We start from the raw sequence: 19,717 nt of genomic DNA on the forward strand, positions 1-19,717 counted from the left end.
GTTGTCCTAAGGTTCTTTATAGACCTTTATAAAACGGAGACCCCTATTATATTGGTAATAATTTAAAGCATTGTAATTACTGGAAAATAATAATTCAGAAAGTAGGGATATGTCGGTTGTATCAAGAATGTTTATCTTATCCAGAATTTGTTACTTCAGAGAATACCATCTTGCTGAAGAAATGCCGAAATAAATCAATAACCCTAAAAAACCAATGTATAGTCTAGATGAAAAAACCACAGATTAAAAGAGACAAAGTAGCACACTATAATTCTAATTTTAGGAGAACAAATATTATTTTTATTTTAGGATTGCTAATTTCTATAACAGGCTATACGCAAGAAAAAAAGAAACCTAATGTCCTATTTATAGTTGCAGACGATCTCACAGCCACCGCAGTATCTTCTTATGAAAATATAGCCAGCAGAACACCTAATATAGATAAATTGGCTACGGAGGGAACACGCTATACTCATGCCTATTCACAGTATCCGGTTTGTGGTCCATCACGGGCATCCCTAATGTTCGGTTATTATCCAAATGCAACGCAAACCTATGGGTATGTCAGCGGCCGTGAACAAGTTGGCGAAAAACGAAAGTCGTGGTCACAGCTTTTTAAAGACAATGGGTATTATACTGCCCGAGTAAGTAAAATTTACCATATGGGCGTACCCATAGATATTGAAACTGGTTCTAATGGTCAAGATGATGGGGAATCTTGGACCGAACGTTTCAATAGTCAAGGTCCAGAATGGAAAGCGGAAGGGGAAGCAGAATTGGTGCAAAATAACCCATTTGGAGATAAACCAAGAAAAGGTGGGAATGTGATGACTATAGTCAAGGCAGATGGAGGTGATTTAGAGCATTCAGATGGGAAAACTGCTGAAAAGGCAATAGAATTAATTAGGAAGCACAAAAATGAACCGTTCTTTTTGGCGGTTGGTATGGTGAGACCCCATGTACCCTTTGTAGCACCAAAATCGTATTTTGAACCTTATCCTCATTCAGAAATAGTTTTACCTCCCAAAGTCCAAAATGATTGGGATGATATTCCTGCCCGTGGTATTAATTATGTGACTAGTGTTAACGGGGAAATGTCGGAAGAACAGGAAAAGAAAGCGGTAGCCGGCTATTATGCCTCCGTGGCTTATATGGATGCCCAAGTGGGAAAAATTCTCAACACCTTAAAAGAGGAGGGATTGGAAGACAATACCATAGTCATATTTACCTCCGACCATGGTTTTCATTTGGGCGAACATCGTTTTTGGATGAAGGTAAGTTTGCACGAAGAATCTGTGAGAGTACCGTTGATTATTAAAATGCCAGGTAAGGCACCTGCAGTTTGCAATTCTTTTACCGAACTATTGGATCTTTATCCCACTGTGGCGGAATTGGCGGGGTTAAAATATTCCAAAAATATTCAAGGAAAAAGTATCGCAAAAACCTTGGAAAATCCTGAGATTGAGGTTAGAGACATGGCGTTCTCTGTTAGTCAGGGAGGGAAAACCTTTTTGATTAGAACTAAAAAATGGGCCTATATCCAATACGATGAAGATGCTGGATCGGGGATGGAATTATTTGATATGGAGTACGATCCCAAACAGTATACTAATTTGGCTTACAACCCACAATATGCTGAAGTGAGAACGCAAATGCAAGATCGGTTGAAAGCAAAATTAAAAGAGGTAAGAACTAACGATCTGGATATCCAATATGACTTACAAAAAACGAAGTAAACCGTTGTCCAATATCTATGTGATTACCATCGACCAATACCAATGAGCAAAACTGTTAACTTTTTATGATGGCTTCATAATAGGCGAGGTATAATTAATCCTGGAAAACGCACGGAAATTAGCAGTGGGTGAAAAACTTTTATAAAAATACCCTTGCTCGATGGAGACAAAAAATGGTCGATCATTTAACGGATAGAGGAGAGGAATGGAGTAAAGATGGTACGCTAGTAATCAGGGAAGAAAACATAGTTTTAGTCATAATTATCCAACCAAAATTAAATAAACCACTAATTAAGTAGAAGATGAAAAAATTAATAAATTTTCTTATGCTACTCGCGATTGTACATTTCGCGAGCGGTCAAACCAAGAAGTATGATATTGTAATATACGGCGGAACTTCCGCCGGAGTTGCAGCTGCCTTGCAAAGCAGTAGAATGGGCAAGTCCGTGGTACTCATAGAGCCATCCAATAGAATAGGGGGGCTTACCACTGGAGGTCTAGGCCAGACCGATATTGGAAATAAACAGGCCATTGGCGGGATTTCCAGAGAGTTTTATGAAAATATCAAAAAGCACTACGACAATCCGGAAAACTGGAAATGGGAGCAGAGATCGGAATATATGGATAGCGGGCAAACTCGTACAGAGGAAGGAGAGGCAAGCATGTGGACTTTTGAGCCTTCGGCCGCCCTTGCGGTCTATAAAGCCATGATGGATAAGGAGAAAATTGTAATGGTTTACAACGAAAGGTTGAACAGGGAATCAGGGGTTAAAAAAGTAACTGGCAGAATAGAGTCGATTACCATGGAAAGCGGTAAGTCTTTTAAAGGGAAAGTGTATCTAGATGCTACTTATGAGGGCGATCTAATGGCTTCGGCCGGAGTTTCCTATGCCGTTGGCAGGGAAAGTAACGACCAATATGGGGAAACCTTAAATGGGGTACAGGCCAATAGTATAAATAGAGCTTTAACCGGATTTGTTTCTAAAAATGCGTTTAATCATAATTTTCTTCCTGGGGTAGATCCCTATGTTAAAAAAGGCGATCCAGCATCTGGCCTATTGCCAAATATTAATGAAAAACCAGGACTTGAAGGAGAGGGTGATGATAAAATTCAAGCTTACTGTTTTAGGATGTGCCTAACAGATCACCCGGAAAACCGAATTCCCTTCCAGAAACCCTCAAATTATGATGAGATCAATTATGAACTGTTGTTCCGTAACTATGAGGCCAGAAAGGGGCCTATAAGAGATATGTACGGTTATGGTAATTCTCTGTTGCCATGGATCAACTCTAGCATGCCCAATAGAAAAACGGATACCAACAACAAGTTTGGCTTTTCTACCGACTATATCGGCAAGAATTATGACTACCCAGAGGCATCTTATGCGGAACGAGAAAAGATTATCGAGGACCACAGGAATTACCAAATGGGGCTGATGTGGTCTTTGGCCAACCATCCAAGAATTCCTGAGGAGGTTCGTGAGGAAGCTTCAAAATGGGGTACTTCAAAGGACGAATTTGAAAGGGCCGATGGATGGCAACAACAGCTTTATATCCGCGAGGCTAGGAGAATGATCAGTGATTATGTAATGACCCAACAAAATTGTGAGGCATTAATAGTGGCTGAGGATCCTATTGGTATGGCGGCTTATGGAATGGATTCCCACCATGTACAGCGCTATGTAGATGCCAATGGATATGTACAGAACGAGGGTAATGTAGAGGCGCATGGGTTTAAGCCCTACCCAATTAGCTACAGATCTTTAGTGCCCAAAAAGGAGGAATGTAATAACCTTATAGTTCCTATCTGTGTTAGCTCAACGCACATTGCCTTTGGATCGATCCGTATGGAACCGGTATTTATGGTACTGGGACAATCAGCAGCTACGGCAGCAGTACTTGCCATAGATGGAAATATCAATGTTCAAGATGTGCCTTACCAGAGTTTAAAGGAGCAGCTCCTTAAAGACGGCCAAAGAGTAAAATAAAAAACTAACTTCCATGGATGGAATTTCAATATTCTAATAGAATGGCACATAAAAAAAAGTTCTTGGATTTAACATTTATCCTAGTAATAGCAGGGCTAATGGCATTAACCGGCTGTAAAGATTCCAAAGAAAAGTCAAATATGGGAGCTACAGCCGACATCATTATATATGGTGGGACTTCTGCCGCCATTTCGGCGGCAGTAGAAGCAAAGCGGTCTGGGAAATCGGTTATAGTGGTATCGCCCGATATTCATTTAGGGGGATTATCGTCAGGGGGTTTGGGCTTTACCGATACAGGGGATAAGAGTGTAATTGGTGGGCTGGCCCGTGAATTCTACCATAGGGTTTGGCAACATTACAATACGGAGGAGGCCTGGATCTGGCAAAAAAAAGAGGAATATGGTAACAAGGGACAGGGAACCCCTGCTATGGATGGTGAAAATAGGACCATGTGGATCTTTGAACCCCATGTGGCAGAACAAGTGTTTGAGGATCTAATTTCTGAGGAAGGGATACGTGTAGATCGGGATGAATGGTTGGATAGGGAGAATGGGGTAAAGATGAAGGATGGCAAGATAATCTCAATCACCACCTTGTCAGGAAATACCTATTCAGGAAAAATGTTCTTGGACGCCACTTATGAAGGAGATCTTATGGCTTCGGCGGGCGTAAGGTATCATGTAGGTAGAGAAGGTAAGGAAGTATATGGGGAAGAATGGAATGGAGTCCAGACTGGGGTTTTGCATCATAAACATTGGTTTCAAGCTGATATTTCCCCTTATGTAGTGCCTGGAGATCCCTCTAGTGGTCTTTTGCCTAGGGTATCAGGAGAACATCCTGGGGAAAGGCACAGCGGTGACGATAAGATTCAAGCCTATTGCTTTAGGATGTGTATGAGCAATTATCCGGAAAATAGAATTCCCTTTCCTAAACCAGAGGATTATGACCCTATGAATTATGAATTATTAGCAAGGTCCTTTGAAAGCGGAAGAAAGGATTGGTTCGAAAAATTTGATCCCATACCAAACCACAAAACCGATACCAATAACCACGGTCCATTGAGTAGTGATAATATTGGCATGAATTACGATTATCCGGAGGCCACCTATGAAAGAAGGAAAGAGATTATAAAGGAACATGAGAATTATCAAAAAGGACTCCTATGGTTTGTGGCCAACGACCCTAGGGTTCCTGAAGATATACAGTCGGAAATGCAATCATGGGGTTTGGCCAAAGATGAATTTGTGGACAATGACAACTGGCCACATCAGATTTATGTTAGGGAGGCCCGGCGAATGATAGGAGAGTTCGTAATGACCGAAAATGAACTTTTAAAGAAAAGTCCAACCCCTAATCCAATAGGCTTAGGATCCTATACCATGGATTCCCACAATGTTCAACGTTATGTGAAACCAGATGGCTTTGTACAGAACGAAGGGGATATTGGGGTGAGCACCAATGGTCCTTACACCATTTCCTATGGTTCTTTGGTGCCCAAAAAGGAAGACTGCGAAAACCTGTTGGTACCGGTATGCGTGTCCTCCAGTCATATTGCTTTTGGTTCTATTAGAATGGAACCAGTGTTTATGATCTTGGGGCAATCGGCAGCCGCCGCCGCCGTGCTGGCAATTGATGGAGATACAACGGTTCAAGAGGTGGATTATAATACATTAAAGAGAGTTCTAGTTGCCAAAGGACAAATAGTAGAGTAGTATAAAATTTAATTCATGATCTCATTTTTAGTTTCCATAGCGGTTTAAATCTTAGGCTATTTCACTTATGGAACCATGATAGTGGAAGGAATAGGCTTGAACTGGGTCACAGCGGGATGATATTTTTTGGTAATTAATTGCTCCTAAAGACTATGAATTGGCCAATAGTTTCAAATAAAAATGGAGTGCTTCCACAAGCTTGTTTATAACTAGTTTATTTTGGATAGTTACAACAAAAAACTGTATAAGTCCCTAGTTGGGAGGTAGATTATTGGAAACAGTTTAGTTGTTTATACTGTAGCAGATCTATATATTGTAGCCTGGTTATTATTGTAATTTATTAAATATGAAAAGAAGAAATTTTTTGGGCAATTTGGCCGCAGGTAGCGGATTGGTAGTGTTAAACCCTATTTATGCATCCAATGGAAAAACGAATAGTAATAAGGTTCATAGTATTCATAAAGAGGGGAGGACATTAAAAGCAGATCTAGTGATCATTGGTGGGGGAACAGGAGGGTGTGCCACTGCATTGGGGGCGCTTCGTAATGGCCTGACCGTTATAATGACCGAAGAAACAGATTGGATAGGCGGACAATTGACGCAACAGGGAGTACCCCCAGATGAGCATAAATGGATCAATGATTTTGGTGCTACCGCATTATATAGGGAATTTAGAAAAAAAGTCAGAGAATATTATCGGAATAACTACCCTCTGAAACAGGAGCTTGCGGATAACGAAAGGTTTAATCCAGGAAATGCCAGTGTTTCGGAAATTAGCCATGAGCCAAAAATTTCACTACGGGTGTTAGAAACTATGTTTGATCCTTATATCAGTGCTGGTAAACTGGTGCTGTTAAAAGAAACGGTGGCTTTGGAGGCTTCTACCCTAGGAAACAAGGTGCAATCTGTAAGAGTTAAAACACATTCCACGGGGGAGATAAGGAATTTGACTGCGCCTTACTTTGCGGACGCAACAGAATTGGGCGATTTATTGCCCATGACGGGAACCGAGTATGTTTGTGGCGCCGAAGCCAAATCCGATACAGGGGAGTTGCATGCCGCGGAAATTGCGGACCCTACAAATAATCAGGCCTTTACGGTCTGCTTTGCAATGGACTACAGGCCCGATGAGGATTGGACTATAAATAAGCCCGAGGAATATGGGTTTTGGCGCGACTATAAGCCTGAAATGAAAAGTCCGTGGGCCGGAAAATTACTAGAGCTCAACTATTCAAATCCACGAACCCTGTCCCCCAAGGATTTAGGTTTTGACCCTAGGGGCAATCATATGAAGGATGTTTTGAACCTATGGATTTATCGCAGAATTCTTGCCAAGGATAATTTTGAAGACGGATTTTTAACGGGTGATATTACCTTGGTTAATTACCCCCAGAACGATTATTTCTTAGGAAATGTGGTCGATGTAAGTGAAAATGAACTGAAATATCATTTTTATAGGGGTAAACAATTGAGTCTTTCCCTACTGTATTGGCTCCAAACAGAAGCACCTAGGGCTGATGGCGGAAAAGGCTGGCCAGGAATTAGATTAAGGCCAGACGTAATGGGGACGAATGATGGACTTGCAAAATATCCCTATATACGGGAAGCCAGAAGAATTAAGCCTTTATTCCGTATCACCGAACATCATGTGGGGAGAACCCAAAGAGCAACTATCCAAGGGGTTCCAGAATCTAAAGCTCAGGCCAAAAATTTTGAAGATAGTGTAGGAATAGGATATTATCATATCGATTTACATCCAAGCAGTGGCGGGGACAATTACATCGATTTTTCTTCCCTTCCATTTCAAATTCCATTAGGAGCACTAATTCCACAACGTATGGAAAATATTTTTCCAGTAAATAAAAATATTGGTACCACACATCTTACCAACGGATGTTATAGACTGCACCCTGTAGAATGGAGTATAGGTGAGGCTATAGGGATGTTTATTCCATTTTTAATGGAATCTGGCAGAAGTCCCCAAGACGTTTATAAAGATTCTGGTGCGGTACGGAAATTTCAAAGTCTTATTCGAAATCAAGGGGTAGATACCCATTGGCCATACGAAAAAATGTAAAATAGTAAGGAAGTTAGTTACGTTGCAAAAGGAACAATGGGAGACTGTTGTTCCTTTTTTTATAGCCTCTTTTCTCGTGAATTATTTGTATTAATTTCAATTTTAATTGACAGAAATAAATGGTCAATTCTCAATCCTCTTGATGAAATAACAAAATTTATAAGCTTTGATATAGTTGCCAATTGTTAAGAAGGAGATAGCGAGTACTTAATATTGTTTTCTATTGTTTACCTGTGATTAACATTGCTACTTTGGTTTTATGATGTGCTAAATCTCAATTCTATTCCACTACATTGCGGAATAAAAGACGCTTTTATTATGAGAAAGTAGTTAACGTTTAAGAGCGAAATGCCCCGTAAAAACCCTGCCATCTTCTAATAAAACTTTAAACCAGTAATCATCACTTGGCAACACAGCCCCCCTATAGGTTCCGTTCCATCCTTTCTCTAAGGGATGGAGTTCTTTTACAAGTTTACCATAGCGATCAAAAATATAAATATTGCTTTTTGCTTGAAAGTTAGCACTGATACCTTTTATGTTCCAAGTATCATTAATCCCATCGCCATTTGGCGTGAAGAATTTTATATAACCAACCACAGAAATATCTAATGGAAAAGTGCCGCAAATTGCATCTTTAACTAATAATGTGTATAAGCCAGGACTAACATTTTTAAAAATCGGACTTTCTTGGAACGAGTACGCTGTTTTTCCGTCTTTAGATTCTAGTGAAAACTCATAAGTGCCAGCACCCAAACTAGCAGGGTTTAGAATAGTAACGCTATTATTTTCAGAAAAATCATCGATTTCCAAATCATCTAAACTAATATTAGCAAGTTCAGAAGCTTTCACCGAAACTATTTTCGATTTTGAACATAGGGTGCTAGGGTTGGTAAGTGTAATAGTATACTCCCCAGGGGTAGATACTGCTAAGGTTGTATTGCTTGATAATATGGTGCCGTCTTGGAAGGCCCATTCATAATTAAAGTTTTCTGATAGATTTACTTGATAAGGTTCCAAGATAACCGTGAATGTAGGGTCAGAGGTACACACTATCTCTTCTTCGTTGATAGTGAATTCAGGTAAAGGATTTACAATAAACTCAATATGGGTGGTCGCCGTACAACTTGTATTTATTGGATTAATAACTGTTATAGTAATGGTTTGATTTCCAGAAATAAGCGGGTTTGGTAAGGTTGAGCTATTAGTAATTGAAACGCCATTTTCATCTGTATAGTTAAAATAAATTTCCATATTGTTTTGAGTACCAAGAACAGTGCTTTTAAATGAAGAGGTATCAAAACTATGTAGTCCATCGTTTTCGTCCGTTAAATCATTTCCATCGTCACAAAAAACTTGATTTGGAACGGTATTGGTTATTATAGGTTGTTCATCAACAACAAATTCTAATGTAGTTTCGTCATAACATGCACCATCAGGATCCCCTGTGGTATTATTAGTAACACGGATAGTTATAGTTTGATTCTCAGTTAAGAATTGAGGCGCTATCGGACTGCTAACTGCAGCGCCATCTGAATACAATAAAGGGGAACCGTTTGTGTTGTAATAAGTAATGGTGACCTCCGCTGGATTTTGTCCGTTTAAAATAGTGCTTTCTAATTGTGAGGTGTTAAATGGGTAACTAAGAATAGAATCAGTGATGTCATAATCACACTGGCGAGCCAAAGTTACCGGGTTAGCAATTGGTAATGCTTCTACAATTAACAATTTAGGGAATTCTTCTAACCCCAAACAATTATTGCCTAGATCACTTTTCACCCGAACCCAAATATCTTGTGAATTAGGAGCACTGGTGTTTTGGTGGTTCGCAATGTCTAAAATTTCATTGGTCTCCAACTCAGCATCCGCCTGACTTTCATAAAAATGAGCGGTTACATTAAAAGTAGAAAAAACAGTAGTGGTAATGTGGTTTTTAAGGTTGCTCATATCAAAAGTGGCCACGCCATCTCTGTCATCCGTGCCATCATCACATTGGTAAATAGAATTTGGCTTATAAGAATTTAACGCTGCACTAGATGGAGAAACCGCCAAGGTAAGGGGGACCACTCTAAAGCAGCTATTGGGGTTTTCAACACGTACCCAAACGGTTTCGGGAGTAAAACCTAGTGCATCTTCATAATTCGAAGGATTGGGAATTGCTAGGCCATTAGTTTCTGCTTCAGTCTGATTTTCGTAAAACGTAAACGATAGACCTTCCGCTATATAATTTGGATTAATTTCTTCCTTGATGTTATCTAATTCTAGATTAAAAAACGCTTGTCCGTCATTTGATGGATCATCACATTGTTGGTACATATTTGGGTTGTTTACCAGAGGTAATGGAAATACTTCTATTTCAAAAGAGGTGTCAGCAAAGCAGTAGCTGTAAAGGTTATTTGTAACTCTTACATAAACGATTTGGTTGTATGCAGATGCGTTTGTAAATGCTGAAGGGTTAGCAATTTGAAATTCGGGAAGCCTACTGGCCTCTGTAAAGTAAGTTACCGTAAAATCTGATGCATTTTGACCGTTAAGGATTTCGGTTTCTCTTTGGGTTAAATCAAAAATAATGTAACCATCGCTATCTGTTCCAACAGAGGTATCATCACACTCCTGAATGGGGAGTATATTGGGTGTGTCTAAAGGGAAAGGTGTGTTATAAACTTCTAAGTCAAAACTAGAGGTGTCATAACAGCTGGTGTTTAAATCATTTACAACACGCGCATATATGGTGGTGTTGCCACTTTCGTATGGACTTATTAAGGGGTTATTTCCTGTATCGGCATCTGTTTGAGAGGTGTGGTATGAAATAGTCATACCGGGAGTTGTATTGATAGCGTTGTTTTGTAAAATCAAATCAAAAGGCATGCTACCATTATTATCGTCATCGCATAAAAGCATGGCTGATGCTTTATTTGCAACTGGCAATACTAGTACGGTTAGTACTATTTCGTCTGTATAAAGTCCGCAACTATTTCCAGATACATTTAGAAAAGCACGATATCGGTAGGTATCAAATGATAAGGGGGTAGCCGATATCGTTAAATCATTGGTTTGTGAACCACTATAGATTGCATCGTCTACAATTGTTGTCCAATTGATACCATCACTACTTAGCTCCCATTGAATGGTGTCTATGGCGCTGTTGGTAACAGAAATAATTGTATTGGATAATTCACAAACCTCAGTGTCTACAGGTTGTGTTAAAATGGTAATAGGAGCAGCGATTAAATACTCCCCATTAGGTGTTGTATAGCCATCGACTGCATTATTTACTAAACCAAACTCATTTACTGTTGGTAGAATATCGCCTAAAAAATTATCAGCATTAGCATCCGAAAAGCCAGCTTCAAGAACGTCGCTACAACCATCACCATCAGCATCCCAATCGAGATAATTAAAAACTCCGTCTCCATCTGAATCAGAGAGCGTGTAACGCATTGCGTTGCTATCTGGGCTTGTTTCAGCCTCATCGATCCATCCATTAGAACCAAATGAAGTACCATCTACAATGCCATTCCAATCAGTGTCTGAAATACCACTACCCGATTCTATTAGGTCGAAAATACCATCATTGTCACTATCTAAGTCATAGAAATCGTAGATGCCATCACCATCAGAGTCTAAAGGCAACACATTCATGTCATAAACATCATCCAAGCCATTGCCGTCTGCATCTATGCCAGATAAGGGCGTATAAACTCCCCTATATTCAATAAAATCAGGAATACCGTCATTATCACTATCTAAATCCAAGGCATCTTCAATTCCATCCATATCGGTGTCTTTTGAAAAGCAGGTAAGTGAAATAGTAGCAGTAAATGTAGATTTGTCTGTAGTATTTACAAGTTTGTGTATAAATGAAAAACCATCTACTTTGTTGGCCAAAAATGTATAAGGTGTGTTGCCTTGTGGGGTTGGATTAATTTTAAAATGAATTTCAGAACCAGAAATTTGTGTTATACCTGTTTCAAATACCCCATCAAAATTTGAGTCTATTAGTAGTCTGTCATCGACATCAATAAGCGTTATGTTTTTGTTGGCAGGTAGAATTTTTGCAATAAAAATTTCACCAGAAGTTATGGTATGAACGGTGCCCTCAACTTCAGAAAATTTTACGTTTACAGATTCAGAAAAAAGCATGTTATAGCTACTTTCTGCACTACTTGCGGGTTGCACTAGGCTAGTGAAGTTCCCAGTATTTGTGCCTGATAATGTATTGGCTGTATTATTGCCAGAACTATTATTTTGAACCAATGTAGCGGAAGCAAGCGAATTGCTTATTGAATTGTCTTGAAAAATTAGTTGAGGAGCATTTGTGTTTGCAATGTCAATGGTCACATTTCCTTTTGATTCGATACAATTTAGAATCCCATCATTATCATTGTCTATGTCAATATTATCAATAATTCCATCGTTGTCAATATCATCTGGACAAATGCTTACCGGTACTTCTATAGATTCTAGCTGCTCTCCTGTACAGGCAATTTCTCCAATTAATTTGTATTTGCCAGGAAGTGAAGGTGTAATCTCTGGCGTTGTTACCTGCAGGTCTACGAAACCAGTTCCCGAACCATCATCAAATAACCATTTAAAACTGTCGAAATTTTGAGTGTTTGCAGCTTCAAGTTTAATATTGGGTATACAATTTCCTAAAGCAGCAAATTTTGTATCAAAATTAATTTCTGGAGCCGATGGAAATCCTGAATAAAAACTGCCAGATGTCGCAGCGCCGTTGTAATTAAAATAAGCACAATACAATTCATCAGAACTCTGTACGGAAACATCTCCGGTTAATCCAGTAACTTTATAAGTTACATAATCGGCATTGCCACTAACTGCATTAGGACCTGAAGCTGAAAAATTTGTTATGGGGCTATTGTTAATGGAAATGGTAGCGCCAGTTTTGGTTACTATAGATACGCCACCAGTATAGATCGTATTACCAATATTTTGGATATTGGCGATGTTATCTAGGTTTCCACGGGTTTCACAGTTTAAGGGAGGCACAAAAAACATCCCTTGGTTGGCTTCGCTAGTAGTAGCACCAACACCTTGGTAAGCGAATACCGGTTGAGAGGTTTGGACATACATGTTCCCTTTATTGCTATAGTATTCACCTTCAATTAAATAATATTCTCCTGCATCTATAGTTGTCACTGGTGCATCGCCATTGATACTAATGGTTGTGTTATCTGAGTGAGCTACTAGTAATACATTTTCCCATCCATTTTGGCCATTCCCCTTAACAAATATATAGTCGGAGCCTACTTTAGAAAGGTCTACAATTTGATCGATGCCATAATCTCGAGAGGTGCCGTTATGAAAACTGCCGTTTGCAGAGCCACAGTTAACGACTATAGGCTTGTCTGAACTGACCAAACACCCAATAAGGCCATCGCGATTTACAGAAGTTTTATTACTATTTGTAGCTAATGTATAGCTTTCGCCTTTATTTAGAGTAACACTTATAGGAGTTGTTCCAGAGTAGTTTTCGATAATAAGTCCAGCAGGTAAATCGTCAAAGTGTATTTGGGTATTATCTTCGGTAGCCATAACCGAAACAAAATTGAGGTAGTTTTCTTGAGGGTTTTCGTTGGTATAACTTCCCACTCTAAATGTAGTTCCTAAAGCTGCCTGTCCTTTACTGACTAAAGCCCCGGCTTGAGCACCAGCATTAACTCTTACAGAAATATAAACAACATCCTGAGCTTCTATAATATATCCCTTATTAGCGGTGATGATGCTAGTTTGGTTTACGTTTGTAAAGAGTTGGGTGTCTCGGCCATTTCCGATGCTATAAACATATGGTGTGCTGTTAGATACAGTACCTGTAATATAACTAGCAATATCTGAGCCAACAGGTTTTATAGTAAAACTTATAGCTGTTGTTTTTGGTGTTGAAACATAGATATAATGATCTCTAGGTATAGATGAACTCCCTCCAGAATCTGTTAGGGGAGGAATGTAGTGTGTTTTACTTAATTGAGCAGAAACCGAATATCCAAACAAAACAAAAATTACGCAGTATAAGTATTTAAAAAAGAAAGGATTAGGCATTGGTACATTAATTTGGTTTATTGAGTTGGCTCAAAATGATAGCAAACACCAAAATATAACTTATAATTAAATAAGACTTAACAAACTAGGAAAGGTTTGTGCTTTTAAGGAATATGGCGGAATTGGTAAACAGGTCCAAGTCTTTGGATTAGGGATTTTCTACCCTTTTTGCTATTGTTACTCACAGTTCTACTATTCAAACAATGCTTTTAGACATCTCGTAACTTCTTTTTAAAGCATCTATTAACACTAGTTTTCCAATTCCCTGTTTTTGAAATCCATTCTCTATTGCCACTCGACCGAGTAGGGTATCGGTATTTTTTTATATGAATTGGGAATTTTTTTGAAATACAGCAGGAATTCAAGTTTGGGCTAAACTATTAGTGGTCAGAGTGTTGTAGCCTTTTAATAGATCCGTTTTTAGGTCTTTTAAAATGAAACAGGCAAATAGGGTACTTTTAATGTCTAGACTAGCTTGTTTATGCAACTAATTGTCACCCATATCTTTTCCATAATAAAATTCTCTTTTTTAATGATTAGAATCTAAGTTTTTAGTCAATTCGTTCTTAGATAAGAGAGCTTGGTTTTCACTTGCAGCCTTCATATGGTTTTTATTTGCTTTAGGCGGATTGGTGATTGCATCCAATAATATTTCACTATCCTTTTTTGAAACAAGGATCTGTTCTATTTCTGCGATTATTTTTTTAGCCTTTTCTTGAACCGTTAATACGGCAGAATCAGTTAAACCTCTGTATCCACCTAGACATGCAGCTCGTTCAAAAAATAACTTTTTGTTCTTTAGATAAGCGTGTATCACATCTTGAATTTTGTTGGTTAAATGCTTTAGTTGCCATAATTATAAATTCAATGTACAACAACGCGTAAAAACCTTACACATAAAATATCTGTACGGTTAATTTCCGGTATTTTTTTTTTGGTATTGTAGGTAACGAATGGCTATAAGGAAGTTGCTGGTAATTCCCTATTTAGTTGGTAACTAACATTTTACTTATAGCCATTTAATCGGTTTGGTTTAAATAATTAGATGCTAAACTTTTTTTCCGCTTCCTCGGAAACATCACTGGAAGAGGCCGACTGAGTCGCTTTTATCACTAGCTTAAAGTTACGAACTCCGAAAGACCGATTAAGAGAATGAGGATTGGGAACCTTTACTTTTACAGACCAGGTTCCGTTTGCTGTTATTTTGGTAGTTTTAGTCTCACCATTACGTAGGTATGTTCCCAGATTATCTTCATCTCCACTGCTATATCTTTTGATAGGAGACTGATATTCAGTAGCTACACTTATTTTTATATCCATATTAGGAATCCCTTTACCAGATATAGTTGTATAGGTTGTAGGATATTGACCACCGGGCCCCTTATTAGAGGAAAGGTGGATACTACCATCGGTTTGTTCTATTTTAGGGGGTGCCATAGTACCGTATACAATAGAGGGAGAGGGTAGGGTGGCTAGTCGGTCGTAAGGGAACTGTTTAGAGGAGATTTCAAACTTAATGTCGTAAGCTGTAGAAGGTACTGATAAATAAGGTTGTTCCATCTTAGCCTTCCATTTTCCGTTGTTATCCGCAGTAACCATTATAGGATCATACTCTTTAGCCCTCTCATAACTGTAGCCTTTCTGCTTCCAACGGGCTTTATTGTACACCTCTACCTTTTTATTGGGGCCTGAAGTTCCTTGAACTAAAAAACCATTTTTATGATTTACTCGGTCAGGAGTAGTGGTTATTATTGAAATAGAAGGCAATAAGGGATGAGGTTTTACCTCTTCAACAGTTCTTCCCTTAGCAGTCTGAACGGCATTGTCTAATTTCACCTCCTCAATTGTTTGAGTGGATTTGTTCTGCAACTCTATACGAGTGCTTTTTTCCTTTTTTGATACATTTCTTTCGTTAGCTGACTTGGATTTATTTATGGGACTATGTTGCGATAATGCATTGTTCGAGAAACATACCACGCCAAGCACGAGTAGATTTAAAATGACTTTCTTCATATTTTGATTATTTGTTAAATTATTGACAACCTTCCGGTATCATGAGATTATTCTCATTTAGTATTAAAGTCAATGGGTACAATATTCTATTCCTGAACCTCTTATTTTGCGTTTTATTTCTCATTACGGTCTTTCATGAGAATTGTTATCAAGCTTATATACTGTCAACTTTTTTCTTCCAGTTTTTGATTTTAGCCTTGTGATGATATCAGTACTATCTTTCCTATTGTTAATACTCCGAACTTTATGCAATAGGTAAAGAGATCCCTTAAAATTGCGTTTTATACTTTTTTAAAATAGCAGCGGGAAATGCTCCACATTTTTTCTATAGATGTGGAAAGGAGTCTGCTATAGAGCAACAAAAATGCCTTCACTGTTCGTAAAATAAGAGCTTCTTCTTAGGATGTACAATAGCTAATGAGTATTCTGCTTATTTGATTGAGTAAGCTGTTTGTTTCAATGAGTATCCTAACCGTCACTAGTCATGAAATCAAGTGACAATTAAAGGAAGCGGTTTTGGTGGTGTAGCTTCAAATAATACCGTCATTTTTAATGAGGAATGCCTACTTATACCAGCTCGGAGCGAGTGAGTTGCGTTGGATGGGGGAGACGTCTACCTACTTTCTTGCGAATGGCGCGCTCAATGGCAGAACTATCTTCCTCGTTGAGGAACGAGCGATGTACGGTGAAAGCCTCCCACTTCACAAACACGAAGATATTGAGTCTATCTACATACTAGAGGCGTAGTATTATTCTATCTCTGAGAAAAGCCAGGGAGACGTGCCGTAGCGGGTGCATTTGAGCACATTTCGGGGAACACAATACACGGTTTAAAACCAAACCGTATACAAGGCGCATTAAAAAGGATGAACGATAATAAATATAACCTCCCTTCTAACACAATCAGCTGCCTGCAGTCTAAAGGAAACAGTATCTTTGCTCCTTTAAATTAGTATAGTTGAAATTTTTTTCATGAATCTGGTGAACAGGAAGTAAATTATATTGATTAAGAATCTAGAAAGCACAAATTATAACCCCCTTTAATAATACATATTATGAAATTTGTCGGTAGTCAGTTGGCGTATTATATGAGCGACAACGACTTTAAGAAAAACTCCAAGATCCTAATTAAGTATTTGGCCTTTCTAGGAATTGTAATCGTAATTTTCTCTATTCTATTTCATTTTATAATGGAGTTTGAAGGGCAATATCATTCTTGGGTTACTGGATTTTACTGGACACTTACAGTTATGAGCACTCTTGGCTTTGGAGACATAACCTTTACGTCCGATCTTGGTCGCGGTTTCAGTATATTAGTTTTGCTTTCTGGTATTTTGATGTTAATGATCGTTTTGCCGTTTGCATTTATTAGACACTTTTATGTACCTCTTTTAGAGTCGAAAAAGAATAACAAGGTTCCTCGTAAAGTTCCTGCTGGAACAAAAGACCACATCTTAATATGTTCTTATGACGTTATAGCGAGAGATCTTACGGAACGATTAAAACAGGAAGACATCCCATATTATGTCATTGAAAACCGAAAAGCAAAAGCGCTTAACAATCATGATGACCACGTTCCTGTACTATTAGGGGAATTGGATAGTGAGGAAACCTTTATCCTAGCCAATATTAAGGATGCGAAACTGATTGTGGTCAATAGGGACGACTTTTTAAATACCAAGATCATTCTCACGATACGGGGAATTGCACCCACTATTCCTATTGTTGCCTTGGCCACTGATATTGAGTCAGTAGATGTACAGCAACTAAGCGGTGCGGATCACGTGTTGCCAGTCAAGAAATGGCTTGGCGAACAACTGGCCAACAGGATAAACGCCCAACATGCAAAATCTAAACCTATAGGACAATATGAAGACCTATTAATCGCAGAATTGCCTATCCATAATACACCATTGGTTTCTATGCTCACCCGGGAAACGGACTTGAGAAATAAATTTGGGGTCAGTATTGTGGGAATTTGGGAGCGAGGGAGATTGCAAGCTATAACTGGTGATGAAAAGCTAACAGACGATAGCGTTCTAGTCATTATAGGAAATAAAGAACAACTACATAACATTGATGAGCTCTTCCATGATTACAACGTAAACCCTAATCCTGTATTGTTAATTGGAGGAGGCCGTGTAGGATTGGCAGCTGCAGAATCTTTACATAAAAATGGTGTTTTAGTAAATGTAATAGATCAAGATCCGGATATTTGTAAGAAAATAAGCCCTTTTTGCAATAAGGTATTCAACGGAAGGGCTTCAGATTACGACCTATTAAAAAAAGCTGGAATTTTAGATGCTCCTTCGGTATTACTTTCTACCCACGACGACACTATGAATATTTATCTTGCCTCCTATTGTCGGCAACTGAACAAGGACGTAAGAATAGTGAGTCGTATATCCGAAGCTCGCAATGTTGACATTATTCAAAAAGCAGGCGCTAATTTTGTATTGAGTTACTCCACCTTAGGTTCTGAAGCTATTTTGTCTATTTCCAAAGGTCAAGAACTAACCGTTCTTGGTGAAGGTTTCACCTTATTTATTATTCCGATACCAAAATCACTTGAAGGGAAGTCCCTTGCAGAATCCAGGATAGGCTCAAAAACTGGATTATCTGTCATTGCCATAAAAGAAAATTCTCAAGTCGTAACGTTAATATCGTCAAATACCATACTCCCCCATGGCGCTGAAATAGTAATGCTTGGAAACATTGAGATGAAACTTAAATTCAATAAGATATATGTTAACGCCAATTGATGACTCTATGTAATTCTATCATCCACAGATATAGACGTTATTGCAGAATTATATCACTATCCATATTTAATTTTTGATGGAAGGCTTTGGCATTTTAAGAGGCGCACTGCGTTTCCAGTTAAGAGCGGAGCCGTTTACTCAACTAAGTACTTCCTAATATTCTAATTTATATCTTTTTGATGAATTCCATTAATTTCATTTTGGCATCTTGTTTTGCTTTAAAATCGCCGTTATCATTTCCGCCAAATTCATATTCATAATCTTTTCCATTGATATTAATTATTCCAGTTCTATAACTCGAATTATCATCGGGATTATTTGAAATTAAGTGTCCAGCATTGTCATATTTTATATTCTGAAAAGAATGCTCAAAATTAGTATCTTCTAATCTCTTTTCTATCATGTCTGCCATAATTGATGATGGCCAAACCATATCATCGTTTCCAGAAAAAAGTATAATAGGTCCATTAATTTTTTCAACTTTGATGGTTGCTTGTTTCATGAAATCCGTTTTCGCCAAACCATTTATCCAGTAATTTATCAATTTAATTTTATTGGATTCGTTTCCGCTTATTTTTTTCATTGGCACGTATGGAATATCAATTCCTCTATATTTCCAGCTAGATTTCAATTCATTGGAATTGTATGGTAAAACTGTATTTGACCAAGAAACAGCGCTGGGTGAATAGGCAGCAACTCCGCTAATAGATTCAGGGAATGTGGAAGCAATTACTAATGCTAATTCTGCATTTCTTGATGCCCCCATAACAACTATTTTATTTGGGTCTACTTCTGGCTGTTTTTTAAGCCAATTAATACCGTTTTCGAAGTATTCTAACTCGATTTCTTCAGGCAATCTCGGCAAACCTTCTTTTCCTGTATAGGGAAATGATAGACCTACCATCTCATTATTAGCGAACTGTTGTGCCCAGTAATCTCCCCATTGTCCACCACCAATCAAAATTACAGCTGTTTTATTTATTGTATTTTCTTTTGCAAAGTAGTTAGCTTGAAACCCATTTTCGTTTATTGGTTTAGGTTTCATTCCGTTGAAAAGTATATTGTCTGCAATTAAATACCCAACAACTAGTAATGCTGTTATTCCAATAGAAATAATATATTTTTTGCTTTTCCTCATTTACTTTAGGTTGTTGCTACCGCCTGAGTTATCAACCGTACGGAAGCAAACTGTTGTTTATTCTCCACCAAATTCCCAGCAAAATATTTTTGCCAAGCCTAAAGCCTTTTAGCTTACAATGTGGGGTAGTTGCCTCCCTCCAGAATGATTTGTCGGGCTGGTTTTGGTACGGCCTCCCATACTGTTTCGGGCGGGTGCGGGTTTTGATGTATTATTTTCTTGTCCAAAGCAAAA

9 protein-coding genes are annotated in these 19,717 nt (G+C 38.4%); 5 read left to right on the forward strand and 4 right to left on the reverse strand.

The features are described 5' to 3' along the window. The first annotated feature begins 227 nt into the window (after positions 1–227). The 4 genes from KCTC52924_RS14635 to KCTC52924_RS14650 all read left to right on the forward strand — a co-directional run bounded on the left by KCTC52924_RS14635 (position 228) and on the right by KCTC52924_RS14650 (position 7,513). Positions 228–1,736 carry a sulfatase gene (locus tag KCTC52924_RS14635; RefSeq protein WP_251805506.1) on the forward strand — a complete coding sequence of 503 codons (1,509 nt, stop codon included), beginning with the start codon at positions 228–230 and terminating at the stop codon, positions 1,734–1,736. A gap of 302 nt (positions 1,737–2,038) precedes the next feature. Continuing rightward, positions 2,039–3,724, forward strand: a complete 1,686-nt coding sequence (locus KCTC52924_RS14640; protein WP_251805508.1) for an FAD-dependent oxidoreductase — start codon at positions 2,039–2,041, stop codon at positions 3,722–3,724. 41 nt (positions 3,725–3,765) lie between these two features. Then, complete coding sequence (locus KCTC52924_RS14645; RefSeq protein WP_251805510.1) at positions 3,766–5,436, forward strand: FAD-dependent oxidoreductase; 1,671 nt, start codon at positions 3,766–3,768, stop codon at positions 5,434–5,436. 346 nt (positions 5,437–5,782) lie between these two features. After that, positions 5,783–7,513 (forward strand): FAD-dependent oxidoreductase, encoded by a 1,731-nt coding sequence (locus tag KCTC52924_RS14650; protein ID WP_251805511.1) that lies wholly within the window; start codon positions 5,783–5,785, stop codon positions 7,511–7,513. A 330-nt stretch (positions 7,514–7,843) separates the two neighbouring features. Here the strand turns inward: KCTC52924_RS14650 and KCTC52924_RS14655 are convergent, their stop codons facing one another. The 3 genes from KCTC52924_RS14655 to KCTC52924_RS14665 form a co-directional block, all read right to left on the reverse strand. Continuing rightward, positions 7,844–13,570: a T9SS type B sorting domain-containing protein gene (locus KCTC52924_RS14655; protein WP_251805513.1), complete on the reverse strand. Its 5,727-nt coding sequence runs from the start codon at positions 13,568–13,570 to the stop codon at positions 7,844–7,846. A gap of 529 nt (positions 13,571–14,099) precedes the next feature. Beyond that, positions 14,100–14,387: a DUF1778 domain-containing protein gene (locus KCTC52924_RS14660; protein ID WP_251805515.1), complete on the reverse strand. Its 288-nt coding sequence runs from the start codon at positions 14,385–14,387 to the stop codon at positions 14,100–14,102. 224 nt (positions 14,388–14,611) lie between these two features. Further along, on the reverse strand, positions 14,612–15,583 hold the full coding sequence (locus KCTC52924_RS14665; protein ID WP_251805516.1) for a hypothetical protein: 972 nt from the start codon (positions 15,581–15,583) through the stop codon (positions 14,612–14,614). Positions 15,584–16,638: 1,055 nt separating this feature from the next. Between KCTC52924_RS14665 and KCTC52924_RS14670 the strand changes: the two genes are divergently transcribed. Then, entirely contained in the window at positions 16,639–18,345 is a 1,707-nt protein-coding gene (locus KCTC52924_RS14670; RefSeq protein WP_251805518.1) for a TrkA family potassium uptake protein, read from the forward strand. 166 nt (positions 18,346–18,511) lie between these two features. On the opposite strand, the gene KCTC52924_RS14675 is transcribed toward KCTC52924_RS14670, so the two are convergent. Further along, a complete protein-coding gene (locus KCTC52924_RS14675) occupies positions 18,512–19,483 on the reverse strand; it encodes an acyl-CoA thioester hydrolase/BAAT C-terminal domain-containing protein (protein WP_251805519.1) in 972 nt (323 codons plus the stop codon). Positions 19,484–19,717: the final 234 nt, after the last annotated feature.

Origin of the sequence: Arenibacter antarcticus, from assembly GCF_041320605.1 — a bacterium.
Lineage (GTDB): Bacteria > Bacteroidota > Bacteroidia > Flavobacteriales > Flavobacteriaceae > Arenibacter > Arenibacter antarcticus.

Excerpts from the sequence above, each read along its gene's own strand:
- KCTC52924_RS14670 (WP_251805518.1), top strand. The coding sequence starts at position 16,639 with ATGAAATTTGTCGGTAGTCAGTTGGCGTATTATATGAGCGACAACGAC.
- KCTC52924_RS14650 (WP_251805511.1), top strand. The coding sequence starts at position 5,783 with ATGAAAAGAAGAAATTTTTTGGGCAATTTGGCCGCAGGTAGCGGATTG.
- KCTC52924_RS14635 (WP_251805506.1), top strand. The coding sequence starts at position 228 with ATGAAAAAACCACAGATTAAAAGAGACAAAGTAGCACACTATAATTCT.
- KCTC52924_RS14675 (WP_251805519.1), bottom strand. The coding sequence starts at position 19,483 with ATGAGGAAAAGCAAAAAATATATTATTTCTATTGGAATAACAGCATTA.
- KCTC52924_RS14655 (WP_251805513.1), bottom strand. The coding sequence starts at position 13,570 with ATGCCTAATCCTTTCTTTTTTAAATACTTATACTGCGTAATTTTTGTT.
- KCTC52924_RS14640 (WP_251805508.1), top strand. The coding sequence starts at position 2,039 with ATGAAAAAATTAATAAATTTTCTTATGCTACTCGCGATTGTACATTTC.
- KCTC52924_RS14645 (WP_251805510.1), top strand. The coding sequence starts at position 3,766 with ATGGCACATAAAAAAAAGTTCTTGGATTTAACATTTATCCTAGTAATA.
- KCTC52924_RS14665 (WP_251805516.1), bottom strand. The coding sequence starts at position 15,583 with ATGAAGAAAGTCATTTTAAATCTACTCGTGCTTGGCGTGGTATGTTTC.